This is a genomic window from Eubacterium limosum (assembly GCF_000807675.2).
GTDB classification, from domain to species: domain Bacteria; phylum Bacillota; class Clostridia; order Eubacteriales; family Eubacteriaceae; genus Eubacterium; species Eubacterium limosum.
Genome location: NZ_CP019962.1, coordinates 4,331,508 through 4,344,109, shown reverse-complemented (window position 1 = coordinate 4,344,109; position 12,602 = coordinate 4,331,508). Strand labels below are relative to the sequence as shown.

Sequence of the window (12,602 nt, the reverse complement as noted above, 5' to 3'; positions counted from 1 at the left end):
CTCCTTTTTACTTAAAGCTCGTATTTATAAGGATCAGGGAGGTATTCGTTCAGTATTTCCTTTTGTTTCTTTGTCGTTTCAGGAAGCTCGTATTCGTCTACGCGGCGCTGTACATCTTTTTTCGCGCGATCCAGGGCTGTACCGAATTTTTCGCGATCCGCCAGCTTATCGCCCTGCTTATTAAAGTATTTTGGCAGGTAGTGCTCTTCACGGTAATCCTTTGGCGTTCTGCCTTTGAGGTAGTTTCCGCGTGGGCCGACTTTAAGCATCAGGTCGACGCCGTCCTTTTTGTCCGAAATGGCAATGCCTTCGTAGAGGCGCTTCAGCATGGAGACAGCCTCTTCATCCAGCACCAGCTTTTCAAAGCTGCCGAGGTTAAAAGAGCCGAGGGTGCCGACAGAGTGAGAAACAAAGTCTGCATTGCCCAGATAGGTTGGCAGAAGGGTCATCATGGTTTCTGCGCCTGCCTGGTAGTCAACGGTAAGAGAGTCGGAAAGACCGCCCCCAGAGCCTACCGGCACACCGTAGTAGCGGGCCATGGCGATACCAGCAAAGCCAAGGAGGGTATTTTCAGGGCTGCCGATTGCCAGCTTGACCTCACGCATATCTGTCGGGGAGCTTAAAGTACGGTAAATGGTCGGTGTTCCAGGCTTTATAAGCTGTGTGAAAACCATGGCGGCCAGCAGCGTTGCGTTATCCTGCACAACGGTCCCCATAATGCTTGGCGGGGAGGTCAGATTGGTCATGGAGCAGACCGTGAACTGGACAATCTGATCCTCATCCAGCATCGCCAGCATGTTTTCCAGAACCTCACTGCCGACAGAAAGGGGAGAAATACAGCAGTGGTCGGTCAGAATAATATTTTTGTCCCACACATCATAGAATTTTTTTATGAGCTGAATAGAATCGCGGGTACCCTGGCGGATGCTCTTACCGCGGGTATGGTTGCTGTTGACAATGGTGCCGTAAACAGGCTTGGTATTGTATTTTAACAGCAGCGCCTGCTGCGGGTTAAAAAGATTTTCAGAACTGCGGTCAAGGTCCGAGGTATCCGAGGATACGATACGGGTAACATCAATGACATCGCTGGATTCGATGAGCTTGTAAAATTTAATGACATCTTCAAGGGTAGAGTCACGAATCGAGTCATCCTCATGCACCAGCTGCGGTGGTCCGCCAGCAGTGGTGATGACCGGGGCCCCATCGACAGAAATGGTGGAGAAACCAGCACGTCCATGGAGTTCAAAGCTCTTGGGCACGGTTTGCAGCGCGTTGTTAATCATATTCTCATCGAGATAGACAATGGAGTTTTCGACACGGGCGCCGTGTTTTTTAAAGACATCCAGCACTTCTTCGTGTTTGAATTCTACACCGACTTCCTTTAAGACACGTAGAGTGCTCTCATGGATTTTTTCGACATCATCCAAACTCAGAAACAGATCATAAGCGTTTTTGCGTAACATTTTTCTACCTCACTTTTATTGTAATTTTAATTAAAAACTAAAGGGCCTGCTGCATGTTCTTTTTTTGAATCATCCGTCTTAAGATAATGCTGATCAAAAGGCCGACGACGACAATACCGAGAACGAGCATAAAGATATAAGTATAGCCTGCTTCGCCGTATTTATCCAGCATATTGCCGCCAATCAGATAGAAAAAAGCATCGGGTGAAAAGGCAACGGCTGAGACAATACCGACGATGGTGCCGTAGTATTTGTTTGGAATTTTGGCCTCTGTGATAGGCGTATACCAGCAGGGAACAGACAGATTATAGATCGCTGCAACCATGAGCAGAAGAATAACCGCAATGATGGCAAAGGAAGGATCGCCGGGCAGCAGCAGTGTAATACCAATAACGATGATACCGAGGATGAAATCCACGGTCATGACCTTGGTGGCAGATTTCATTTTATCAATGAAAATACCTGAGATGGGGTTCATGATAATGCGCACACCATAAGATCTGAAAATGGCAATAAAGTTCATCATAACAACCGGAATGGCAAAGGCGTCGGTCAGGTAGGGTGTGAAATAGGAAGCGCTGCATTTAAAAGTGTAGGAGCAGCAGCCCATTAAGGCGATTAACCAGACCTCTGGCATTTTTACGACGTCACCAAGATATTTTAACTGGAACTTTTCATCCTGGTCCTCCTCGGTCAGGTAAGTATCCCGTTTTTCGTTGTAGAAGAACAGAAGAACAATACCAGGCAGGATGTTAAAGAAGGCATACAGGTAAAGCATATAGCGGAAGGCTTCGACATCGCCTGATCCCGAGAGGCCTGCATAAATACCTGAGGCAATGAAGCCGAGGGTCATTCCAAGAAGCCCGTTAAAGGCAAACATGAAACCATACATTTTCCCCTGCTCATGTTCTTCACCAATGGTGTGGGTGAATTTTACAAAAGCGCCGTAGAAGGTACAGACAACCGTGACAGCAAAGCCCATCTGGATAGCCAGCATGATTGGATAGCTGGGAAGGGTGGCCATCAGCAGAATCAGGGCGCCGGTTCCAAAGCTTGAGATGAGCAGCAATGGTTTGAGCGGAAAACGGTCAGATAAAATACCAGCGATGATGTACATAAAAACGGCAATAATACCAAAAACCGTGATCAGCATCCCAAGCTGACCGTCGGTATAGCCGAGGGCCCCCTGCATGGCTTTGTAGTAGTAGGTTGAAAACCAGGGCATGACGTTTTGGGAGGAGTAAAGCATTCCCATAAAGAACATGAGAATATAACGTTTTTTCTTAAGGTCCATTGTTTCTTTTCCTTTCTAAAAAAATGATTCAGATCTCTGATGCCAATATGTAATGCAAGATGTGTGCCATAAAACAAGATAAAATATAAAATTACGAAAATACAGGGTAATAAAGGGGTTTTAAAAAAGAATTAGAAAATAAAAAAGAATAAATTACAAAAAATACTCAAAAGTGAGTCTGAAATGAATCGAACTTTCACAAAAACAACTCAAAGGCCAATGGACAAAAAATAAAAAACCGGAGACCAGACTCCGGTAAAAATTTTTCAACGATATAGATTTAGAGATCCTTTAAATGTACGCCACTTCGTTTATATTTGACTGCCAGCATTTCAGCGATAATAGAGATGGCGATCTCCTCAGGCGTTTCACCACCAATATCCATGCCGATGGGCGCATAGACGGCTTCCAGCTGTTCATTGGTAAAGCTCTCAGAACGAAGCTTTTCATAAACCGCTGCGATTTTTTTACGGCTGCCAATCATCCCAAGATAGGCGGCTTTTTTAGTAAGAGCTGCCGCAAGCGCTTCTTTGTCAAAACGGTGACCATAGGTGGTAATGACAATAAAAGCCCCGGCGGGAATCGTCAGAGCCATCATCCCTTTATAGAAGTCCTCAACGGGTACGTAGGTATCTGACAGCAAGATGGCATCTCCGATCTGGTCCTCCCCGCGGGTATCAACCAGTGTGATATCAAAGCCAGCCAGTCGGGCTGCTTTCATAAGGGCAGTCCCAACGTGGCCAGCGCCGCAGAGAATCAGACGCGGTCTTGGGTTTTCAACCTCAATAAACACCGAGAAGTCACCTCCGCAGACCATGCCGCTTTCGTTGTTCAGGGTATAATCCTTAATGGCGTTTTCTCCATAGCGGATACATGCCTGGGCATCCTGTATGGCCAGCAGCTCTGAACTGCCACCACCAATGGTGCCGATGCTGTTGCCATCCGCAGTTACCAACATTTTACCGCTTTTTCTGGGGACGGCGCCATCAGCCCGGATAATCGTGACAACCGCGTAAGGTCGCCCGGCTTCCTCCAGCTTAAGCTGTTCTTCCAGTAATTTTTTTGGATTCATGGTAAACCTCCATTTTATAGTTTTGGTGCAAAGCAGACCCGGCGGCCAACGGAAGTGATTTCCTCAAGCCGGAGGTCTATACCGTAAAGATGGTTGAGAAATGGCTCGGTTAATACCTCTTTGCAGTCGCCAAAGGTAAAGGTACCATCACGTTCCAGAACAGCCAGCTGATCGCCCAGGAGCAGCGCATGGTCTGGATTGTGTGTGGTCAGAGCAATGCCGTAGCCCTGAGAAGCCATTGAGCGGATCGTTTTAAGAACCTGAATCTGATTGCCGTAGTCCAGATGGGAGGTGGGCTCATCCATCAGGATGAAGGATGGCTTTTGAGCAAGGGCCCGTGCAATGCTGACCTGCTGCCGTTCACCGCCGCTGATCTCGTTGTAGGGCTTATCTTTGAGTGCTGTAATACCCATTTTTTCAAGCGCGGCCATAGCAGCGTCAAAATGAATCTGCTTTGGCCGTTCAAAGGTACCGATGTGAGGCGCGCAGCCTGTCACCACATAATCCAGAACAGAATAGGAAAAGGTGGGGACAATGATCTGTGGCACATAACCGATTATTTTGGCAATCTTCCGGTGGGTGAGCGAGTCCATGTCTCTTCCATCAATGAGGATGCTGCCCTCTGCGGGCTTAAACAGACCGGCAATACAGTTGAGCAGCGTCGTTTTCCCTGCTCCGTTTGGCCCGAGGATGGAAATTACACGGCCAGAGCTAAGGGTAAAGCCAATGTTTTTTAGCAGAGGAGCGGATTCATCGTAAGAAAAAGACAGGTTTTCAATCTGTATCTTCATCAGCTCACCTTTGCTTTCTGCCGGTATAAAAGCCAGGCAAAGAAGGGGGCTCCGATGAGTCCTGTCAAAACCGAAAGCGGAATTTCCAGAGAGGTGGCGGTCCGCGCAATGGTATCAATGAGAAGAAGAAAAATGCCGCCCATCAGCATGGTTACCGGTAAAGATTTAATATGGTCAGAACCGGCCAGCATTCTTGCAAGATGGGGCATGATCAGCCCAATCCAGGCGATGGTTCCGCTGATACAGACAGCGCTAGCTGTCAGCAGGCTGGCGATCAGGATGATGACCCATCGGATTTTCTTGACATTAACCCCAAGGCTCTGGGCTTCAATGTCGCCAAAGGAAAGGATATTAATCCGAAAGGAGAGGCTCAGCAGGATAAGTGCACCAACAGCAAAGACAGGCAGCACAGAGAGAATTTCATGAACTTTTATGGAAGACAGACTGCCCATCTGCCAGAAAACAATGGCGGTGAGGTCCGTATCATTTTCAGAGGTGAATTTCATAAGTCCGAGGATTGAATCCATAAAGCCGCTGGTGATGATACCGGCAAGCACCAGGACAAGGTTGCTCTGGTTGCGCAGAAGCTTTGGAAAGGTCATGGTCATGAGCATGGCGATGATGCCAAAGGCAAAGGCAGACAGCTGGCGCGCAAGCATGCCGCCGCCCAGAAGAATCGCCAGTGCCGCGCCGACACAGGCACCCTTGGAAACGCCGAGCAAATCCGGTGATACCAGCGGGTTTTTGAAAATGCCCTGATAAACCGCACCGCAGAGTGAAAGCACTGCGCCGATGCTGACCGCGGCAATGACACGGGGCAGCCGAATGACAAAAAAGACGTTTTCCATAGCCAGATTCCCCGGCACGCCTGTCATTTTAGTCTGGATGGCATGGAGCATATCCTTGGGATTAACTGTATAGCGCCCCACACAGCAGGCAATAACAATGAGCGTGAGCAATATAACCGTCAGTATAATAATGAGATGTCGATGTTTTGTGTTCTTCATAGCAGATAAAATGAAAGGGCCGGCAGGCAATCGTAAAGCCCGCCAGCCCGGAAGACCTCAATGCTTATTGAAGCCCAAGCTGTTCCTTGGTAAAGGTTTTGCCATAGACCATCTGATAGAAGGCATCGACATCCTTCATAAAATCATCTGAGTTGTAAAGATCTCCGTGGAGATTATTGGCTGCCCAGCAGACACCCAGTACAGAGGAGGCAGTGGGGTAGTCCCACGGCTCCAGGGAGGATGGAAAAACATAAACGGCTTTGTTCTGAACCGCTTTGATACTGGTCCAGGCTGGGTCATTCAAGATATCGTCCACCTTATATTTGGCGTAGGAGGGTACCCAGATGATGTCGGGATTCCAGCCTACAATCTGTTCAATGCTCACATCGGCAAATTCACCTTTTTTGTCCAGACCGCTGACCGCATTGGTGCCGCCAGCCTTTTCGATAATATAAGTTTGAATCATGGCGTCAGGCGCAACAGTGAGAGAGCTGGTGCCGCCTAAAAACAAAATGGATGGCTTTTCTGAAGCAGCACCTACCTTTTTGCTGATGTTGTTGATTTTATCATCGATAAAGGAAGTGATCTCTTCAGCCCGTTTGTCTTCACCCAGAGCCTTTCCCACAATTTTTAAAGAGTTCGTGACTGTGTCAAAACTTTCATCATTGGGGAGGGCAACCACTGCAGGAACATTAACTTCGGCAAACTGGTCAGCCTGACTGGCAAAACGCTCAGGCAGAATAGCGAGGTCTGCGCCTAATTCCATAACGGTTTCCATATTGATGTCTTTGCCCTTACCAATTTGGGGAAGGTCATTGTATCCGTCGATTACTTCCTCATACAGGCCACGGGCCATGTCCTTGTTGCCAAAGCCGGCAATGTACTTTCCGCCGCCGCCAATGACAACTGCGGTATTTAGGGATGGATTATGTGTTCCCACCACCTTGGTCGCCGGTGCGGTAAGAGTAACCTCGCGTCCAATGGCGTCTGTGACCTTGATTTCGCCGAAGGTTTTGTCGGATGAGGCGTCCTGCTTAGGGCTGCAGGCAGTCACACTTAAAATCAAAGTAAGGGCCAGAATCATACATAGCAGTTTTTTTTTCATTTTTTACTCCTTTTCAAATACGGAAGGTAAAGCCGTTTCCAGCATTACCCTATCGTGGCAAAACCATGGACAGGTGATTTTGGAAGCCTGTATTTAGGTTAAGGCCATCAGAGTTTGTTCAATAAATCCATTATAGCATGGTTTGATAACGTTTTAAAGAAGAAAAAATAAAAGCCCCCGGTCCTGTGACAGAAGCGGGGGTTATAGAAAGGTAAATTTCGATTAAGGGTTCACAAGCTCATTCAGCAGTTTAGGCAGCTTGTCTTTGATTTCCTCGTCTTTAAACTGACAGGTACCGACCGCTTTGTGACCGCCACCGCCGTATTTCAGCATTAAACTGCCAACATCGATATCGGAGGTCCGGTTTAAAACAGAATAGCCAACAGCGACTGAACAGCCCAGTCCGCCTTTGCCACTGACAATCCAGGCTGAGATGTTCTGTTCAGGGTACATGCTGTAAATAAGAAATCGGTTCCCTGTATAAATAGGGTCTACGCCACGCAGGTCAGAAATGATAACATCACCATCGGTACGGGTATATTTGCTTACCATTTCCTTGAACCTGGCTGTCTGCTCAAAATAAATTTCGATACGCTCCTGGACATCCGAGAGGTTTAGAATCTCATCAGTGGACATGGTGCGGCAGGCATCAATGAGCTTTTCCATCAGCTGGTAGTTGGAGATGGTAAAATTACGCCAGCGTCCAAGCCCGGTTCTCGGGTCCATTAAAAAACCAATCAGTATCCAACCTTCAGGGTTTTGAATTTCATCAATGGTCAAATTGCCGGAGTCTACCTTGTCGACTGCAGCCAGCATTTCATTGAAGTGTGAAAAACGTTCCTCACCGCCATAGTATTCATAAATAATTCTCGCACAGGATGGTGTAATACGGCTTTCACCTTTGTATTTGCCTTCAAGCTGGTTGCGCTCAAACTCACTGGAATGATGGTCAAACCAGAGGCCGCAACCCTCCACAAAGGGGACGTTTGCCAGACAGTCATCTTCGTTGATCTCAACCAGGCCATCCTGTAAGTCTTTAGGATGGGCAAATTTCCAATGATCAATGATTCCGGCTTCCTTGAGCAGTGCGCCACAGACAAGGCCGTCGAAATCAGAACGGGTAATTAATCTCATAATATTAGCTCTCCCTCTCAGATATTATAATTATCAAAATTGATGTTTTATTGCTTGTATGTCAATTATAGTTGATAATACCAGGGACTTCAACTTGATTCTAAAATAAAATTTAGATAAAGATAGGAATAAATCTCTGCTGTGAAAATAATGAGTATAAAAAGGAATCATTTTTGAAAAATATGCAATTTTCAGAGACTTTTGGGTATAATTATTTAAAAGAACAGGAGATGATAAAGATGAAGCTTGTACTTTTAAGACATGGTGAAAGTGAATGGAACCGCCTGAACCTGTTTACAGGATGGACGGATGTAATTTTATCGAATAAAGGTATCAAAGAAGCTGCAGACGCTGGTAACATGTTAAAGGGGAAGGGCTATGATTTTGATATCTGCTACACCTCTTTTTTAAAAAGAGCAGTGGATACCTTAAATGTGGTTCTGGATACCATGGACCGTGCCTGGCTGCCGGTTGTAAAGAACTGGAAGCTTAACGAACGCCATTATGGTGCCTTGCAGGGCCTGAATAAGGCGGAGACAGCAGAGAAATACGGAGAGGAACAGGTCAAAATCTGGCGCCGCTCCTTCGATGTCCGTCCCCCGGCCCTTGAACCGGATGACCCCAGAAATCCGCAGCTGCAGGAACAGTATCGAAATGTGGAAAAAAGCGAGCTGCCTCTGGCAGAAAGCCTGAAGGATACCATCGCCCGTGTCATCCCTTATTATGAAAATGTGATCAAAAAGGATATGCTGGAGGGAAAACGTGTTCTTCTGGTAGCCCATGGCAACTCGATCCGGGCACTGGTCAAATACTTTGAAAACCTGTCAGAGGATGAGATCATGGGCGTCAACATTCCAACCGGTATTCCTCAGGTCTATGAATTTGACGATGACTTTAATATGACAGACCACTATTATCTGGGAGACCAATCCATCATTGAAACACGAATGAAAAAAGTGGCTGAGCAGGGAAAAGCAAAATAAAAAAACAGAGAAAAACGGTGCTCAGGAAGTCACCGTTTTTTTGACGTGGGAAGACAATGCGCTGCCTTCTAAAGGATAAATGGTATGACCATTTTAAATGCTGGTTGAATGCAGTGACGGATTCACTTTGCATCTTGGACTCTTTTTCGTTATAATAGAATCAAAAGTAAGGGGAGGAAACAGACATGGATGCACTCAGTTTATGGAAAATTATTATTACCGCACCCTTTGGCATTGTCTACTTCCTGCTTTTATCAAACTGGCGTTTTTCAAAAACCAAAACCTTTCTGATTACCGGAGCGGGAATACTCGGAGTCATTATTCTTGATATTTTAATGGAGCTCAGGCTGCCATATACTCTGAATGATCTGGAGTTTCGTCTGCTGCATATTGTTATTGCTGTTGGTTTTAATATTATCCTGTCCCGTTATAATGATGCGAGGACCTTTTTCTCCTTTCTTATGTCGTGTACCTTTGTGGCGATCCAGGATCTGTTCTGCGGTATCTTAGCACCGTATATGCCAAATGGTATCGGTCAGCTTTTAAATCAGGTATTGATTTTTCTGGTGATAATACTGGTAATCATAAAATTTATCCGGAATCCGCTTCTTGAGACACTCGAACAGCTGCAAACAGGTTGGATACGCCTGTCGTTGATCCCTATTTGCCTGCTGCTTTCGTTTTTAAATGTCGCTTCCTATCCTGCGCCGTTAAATGAACGGCCCGAAAACATTCCGGCGGCCAGTGGTCTCTGTGTCGCTATTGTTTTATATAATGGAACCATCTATACGATCCTTAAGCAGCAAAACAGCTATTTTCAGAGCACGAGGGAGCTTTCCTCCATGCAGCTTCAGGTGACATCCCTCAAAAAACACATGCAGGGCATTGCTGAGAGCGAGGAGAATCTCAGAATTTTTCAGCATGATCTCAGGCATCTTACCAGTGCGTTGACTGTATGTATCAAGACAGGGCGTGACGATGAGGCGCTGGCCCTCCTGGCTTCTATGAATAGTACCATTGAGAAAATCAGCCGCCCGGCGGTTTATTACTGTGAGGATGAAGTGTTGAACGCCGTACTGTCTGTTTATGGGCAGATGGCTGAAAATGCAGGTGTTGAGGTGAGCATAAAAGTTGATCTTCCGGAAGAGCTCCCCATCAGCGGTGAGGAGATATCCCTGGTTTTCGCCAACGGCATTGAAAACGCCATTAACGCCTGCCATCAAATGGACAGCTCTGATGAGCGGAAAATCGGTGTTGTATGTTCTCCGGTAGGATCACAGCTGTTTCTTGAGATTACCAATACCTATACAGGCAAGATATTGTTTAATGCAGAAACGGGTTATCCGGAAACACAGGCAGAGGATCATGGCTTTGGAACACAGAGCATTTCGGCCTTTGCCAGACGGTATGGCGGTTTGTTAAAATATAAAGCGGAAAACGGTTTATTCTCAATGCGGCTCATTCTGCCGCTTTATGAGGATAGAAGCGACATCACGCTGTAGCCAGTTATTTTAGTGGAGAAAGGGAATAATAATGAAAAACGAAACACTGCAGACGATTCTAAAGCGAAGGAGCATCCGAAGTTACCGAACAGATCAGGTTGCCAGGGAAGAGCTTGAAACCATTCTGGAAGCAGGCATGTATGCGCCTAATGCAGGAGATCAGAGATGGAATTTTACGGTCATCCAAAATAAAAAGATGCTTAACCGGATGGAGAGTCTTGCAAAAGAAACCGCTAAACAGCTTGGCGGCCATCTGGCAGATTTAGGAAATGATCCGGAATTTGCCTGCCTCTATGGCGCGCCGACACTCATTGTCGTTTCAAGTTCAGAAGAAAATGTTGGTCTGGACTACGATTGCTCTACCGCCATGGAAAACATGCTTCTGGCCGCAGAATCAATGGACATCAGCAGCTGCTGGATTTATTTTATCCTGCTGTCCTTTTTTTCGCGGGAGGGAGAACAGCTCAAAAAAGATCTGAAAATTCCCGGAGGATACAAACCGTCAACCGCAGCAGTTTTTGGATATAAGGCTGAAGAGGTTGAGGCGGCGCCCCGCAAAGAAGGCTTAGCGACGTGGATTTTGTAAAAGTATGCTAAAAAAACTGTGTGCAGACCGTCGAGATAACAAAATAACTGGTCTGCATACAGGTTTTATGTTTACCAGACAAACGGAATTAATCGGTATTTTACCTGTTGGGCATAGCTTACATAGCCGGGGAAAGAGGCCAGCAGCGACTTATCCTCATAATAGGTTCTCAGGATCAGCAGAAGGACAATGACAGCAGACACAATACCTGTGGCCCAGCCAAAAATCATCGCGACAGTGATGGCCCAGAAGCTCATGAAAAGATAGCCGGGATGTCTTACAAAATGGTAAGGACCACCGGTACAGACGACAGGCTGAGCATCCTTCAGCATGGGCGTATCCGTCTCATAATATTTGTTTGAAAGCAGCGCCCAGGACATCAGCAGGTTGGCGATGGCGCTGAGGACGAGTCCGGCAGCCACAACTGGCTGAGAGAGCGAAGACCAGTGAAATCGGGTTTCCAGCCCAGCGACAATATATATGCCATAAAAAGCCAAAGGACTGCAAAAATTGCGAAGGGTGATATCAATCCCGACAGCCTTTTCTGCATTTTTTTCTGGAAATGACAGAGCGTTTGGGTTACGGTGTAATAAGACAGCCAGCGTGGCGGCCATGACAATCAGATATAAAATAAAATAAATCCAGCCACGTATACAGCCCAGCGTGCCGGCTGCAATTAAAAAACAGGCCAGACTCAATATTTTTTGCAGCATTGCCAGAGCGGCAAAGCCAATGGTTTGTTTTTTCATAAAGCAGTCTCCTGACAAAAGTTGTATTTTAAAAATGTGGTTATTATACCATATCTCAAGGCGCTTATACAGTGGCGGAGGCTGATTTTATCATTGCTTTAGCAGAAATGTTTGATTTTTTTATCATAAAGTGTGATATACTAAAAATAAAAAAGAGGTTTTAGCCATGGAACAGATTGATCAATTGCAGAAAATTATTGATGAGGGTAAAAGCATTGTTTTTTTTGGTGGCGCAGGTGTCTCAACAGAAAGCGGGATTCCCGATTTTCGCAGCAGTAATGGCCTTTATATGCAGGAGTACCGTTATCCGCCTGAACAGGTGGTGAGCCACAGCTTTTTCGCCAACCATACAGAAGCCTTTTATGATTTTTACAAAAACAAAATGATGTTTCTGGATGCTAAGCCAAACGCTGCCCATATGAAGCTGGCAGAGCTTGAAAAATGCGGCAGGCTTAAAGCCGTGGTGACACAAAATATCGATGGCCTGCACCAGGCTGCGGGCAGCAGGACTGTTTATGAACTGCACGGCAGCATTCACCGCAACTATTGTCAGAAATGCGGAAAGTTTTTTGATGCCGCCTATGTCAAAAATACTGAGGGAGTACCAAAATGCGACGCCTGCGGAGGAATGATTAAGCCAGACGTAGTACTGTATGAAGAGGCGCTTGATTCGGATACCATCCAAAAGGCAGTGCAGGCAATCAGCGAAGCAGACACGTTGATTATCGGCGGAACATCCCTGGTTGTTTATCCGGCGGCCAGCTTTATCGACTATTTTAGAGGAAAGAATCTGGTAGTTATTAATAAGGATGTCACTGCCAGAGAATCAGAGGCTGATCTGGCGATCCACGATGCCATTGGCAGGGTTATGGAACAGATCAAGGTTGAGTGTTAATATAGAAAAAAGGAGGAGCTG

At 46.3% G+C, this 12,602-nt stretch carries 12 protein-coding genes and 1 riboswitch; of the genes, 4 read left to right on the top strand and 8 right to left on the bottom strand.

The features are described 5' to 3' along the window. Positions 1 to 11: 11 nt before the first annotated feature. From B2M23_RS20405 to B2M23_RS20375, 7 genes are all read right to left on the bottom strand, one after another. Positions 12 to 1,463 (bottom strand): trimethylamine methyltransferase family protein, encoded by a 1,452-nt coding sequence (locus B2M23_RS20405; RefSeq protein ID WP_038351246.1) that lies wholly within the window; start codon positions 1,461 to 1,463, stop codon positions 12 to 14. A gap of 37 nt (positions 1,464 to 1,500) precedes the next feature. Beyond that, entirely contained in the window at positions 1,501 to 2,757 is a 1,257-nt protein-coding gene (locus B2M23_RS20400; protein WP_038351247.1) for an MFS transporter, read from the bottom strand. A gap of 280 nt (positions 2,758 to 3,037) precedes the next feature. Then, on the bottom strand, positions 3,038 to 3,829 hold the full coding sequence (locus B2M23_RS20395) for an XdhC family protein (RefSeq protein ID WP_038351248.1): 792 nt from the start codon (positions 3,827 to 3,829) through the stop codon (positions 3,038 to 3,040). 14 nt (positions 3,830 to 3,843) lie between these two features. After that, positions 3,844 to 4,620 (bottom strand): ABC transporter ATP-binding protein, encoded by a 777-nt coding sequence (locus B2M23_RS20390; RefSeq protein ID WP_038351249.1) that lies wholly within the window; start codon positions 4,618 to 4,620, stop codon positions 3,844 to 3,846. Continuing rightward, positions 4,620 to 5,627 carry a FecCD family ABC transporter permease gene (locus tag B2M23_RS20385; RefSeq protein ID WP_038351729.1) on the bottom strand — a complete coding sequence of 336 codons (1,008 nt, stop codon included), beginning with the start codon at positions 5,625 to 5,627 and terminating at the stop codon, positions 4,620 to 4,622. Before B2M23_RS20385 ends, B2M23_RS20390 begins: the two co-directional genes overlap by 1 nt. A gap of 64 nt (positions 5,628 to 5,691) precedes the next feature. Continuing rightward, the gene (locus B2M23_RS20380) at positions 5,692 to 6,732 is read right to left on the bottom strand and encodes an ABC transporter substrate-binding protein (RefSeq protein ID WP_038351250.1); all 1,041 of its coding nucleotides are present in this window, start codon (positions 6,730 to 6,732) and stop codon (positions 5,692 to 5,694) included. Next, positions 6,723 to 6,857: riboswitch (molybdenum cofactor riboswitch) on the bottom strand. It overlaps the preceding gene by 10 nt. A 97-nt stretch (positions 6,858 to 6,954) precedes the next feature. Continuing rightward, the gene (locus tag B2M23_RS20375) at positions 6,955 to 7,866 is read right to left on the bottom strand and encodes a DHH family phosphoesterase (protein WP_038351251.1); all 912 of its coding nucleotides are present in this window, start codon (positions 7,864 to 7,866) and stop codon (positions 6,955 to 6,957) included. Positions 7,867 to 8,105: 239 nt separating this feature from the next. Here B2M23_RS20375 and gpmA point away from each other — a divergent pair, with 239 nt between their 5' ends. The 3 genes from gpmA (at position 8,106) to B2M23_RS20360 (ending at position 10,937) form a co-directional block, all read left to right on the top strand. Next, positions 8,106 to 8,849 (top strand): 2,3-diphosphoglycerate-dependent phosphoglycerate mutase, encoded by a 744-nt coding sequence (gpmA, locus tag B2M23_RS20370; RefSeq protein ID WP_038351252.1) that lies wholly within the window; start codon positions 8,106 to 8,108, stop codon positions 8,847 to 8,849. Between the two features lie 185 nt (positions 8,850 to 9,034). After that, on the top strand, positions 9,035 to 10,351 hold the full coding sequence (locus tag B2M23_RS20365) for a sensor histidine kinase (RefSeq protein WP_038351253.1): 1,317 nt from the start codon (positions 9,035 to 9,037) through the stop codon (positions 10,349 to 10,351). A 31-nt stretch (positions 10,352 to 10,382) separates the two neighbouring features. Beyond that, complete coding sequence (locus B2M23_RS20360) at positions 10,383 to 10,937, top strand: nitroreductase family protein (RefSeq protein WP_038351254.1); 555 nt, start codon at positions 10,383 to 10,385, stop codon at positions 10,935 to 10,937. A gap of 71 nt (positions 10,938 to 11,008) precedes the next feature. Here the strand turns inward: B2M23_RS20360 and B2M23_RS20355 are convergent, their stop codons facing one another. After that, entirely contained in the window at positions 11,009 to 11,686 is a 678-nt protein-coding gene (locus B2M23_RS20355; RefSeq protein ID WP_038351255.1) for a methyltransferase family protein, read from the bottom strand. Between the two features lie 166 nt (positions 11,687 to 11,852). Here B2M23_RS20355 and B2M23_RS20350 point away from each other — a divergent pair, with 166 nt between their 5' ends. Further along, complete coding sequence (locus B2M23_RS20350; RefSeq protein WP_038351256.1) at positions 11,853 to 12,581, top strand: NAD-dependent protein deacylase; 729 nt, start codon at positions 11,853 to 11,855, stop codon at positions 12,579 to 12,581. Positions 12,582 to 12,602 lie beyond the last annotated feature (21 nt).

Excerpts from the sequence above, each read along its gene's own strand:
- B2M23_RS20405 (WP_038351246.1), bottom strand. The coding sequence starts at position 1,463 with ATGTTACGCAAAAACGCTTATGATCTGTTTCTGAGTTTGGATGATGTC.
- B2M23_RS20400 (WP_038351247.1), bottom strand. The coding sequence starts at position 2,757 with ATGGACCTTAAGAAAAAACGTTATATTCTCATGTTCTTTATGGGAATG.
- B2M23_RS20395 (WP_038351248.1), bottom strand. The coding sequence starts at position 3,829 with ATGAATCCAAAAAAATTACTGGAAGAACAGCTTAAGCTGGAGGAAGCC.
- B2M23_RS20390 (WP_038351249.1), bottom strand. The coding sequence starts at position 4,620 with ATGAAGATACAGATTGAAAACCTGTCTTTTTCTTACGATGAATCCGCT.
- B2M23_RS20385 (WP_038351729.1), bottom strand. The coding sequence starts at position 5,627 with ATGAAGAACACAAAACATCGACATCTCATTATTATACTGACGGTTATA.
- B2M23_RS20380 (WP_038351250.1), bottom strand. The coding sequence starts at position 6,732 with ATGAAAAAAAAACTGCTATGTATGATTCTGGCCCTTACTTTGATTTTA.
- B2M23_RS20375 (WP_038351251.1), bottom strand. The coding sequence starts at position 7,866 with ATGAGATTAATTACCCGTTCTGATTTCGACGGCCTTGTCTGTGGCGCA.
- gpmA (WP_038351252.1), top strand. The coding sequence starts at position 8,106 with ATGAAGCTTGTACTTTTAAGACATGGTGAAAGTGAATGGAACCGCCTG.
- B2M23_RS20365 (WP_038351253.1), top strand. The coding sequence starts at position 9,035 with ATGGATGCACTCAGTTTATGGAAAATTATTATTACCGCACCCTTTGGC.
- B2M23_RS20360 (WP_038351254.1), top strand. The coding sequence starts at position 10,383 with ATGAAAAACGAAACACTGCAGACGATTCTAAAGCGAAGGAGCATCCGA.
- B2M23_RS20355 (WP_038351255.1), bottom strand. The coding sequence starts at position 11,686 with ATGAAAAAACAAACCATTGGCTTTGCCGCTCTGGCAATGCTGCAAAAA.
- B2M23_RS20350 (WP_038351256.1), top strand. The coding sequence starts at position 11,853 with ATGGAACAGATTGATCAATTGCAGAAAATTATTGATGAGGGTAAAAGC.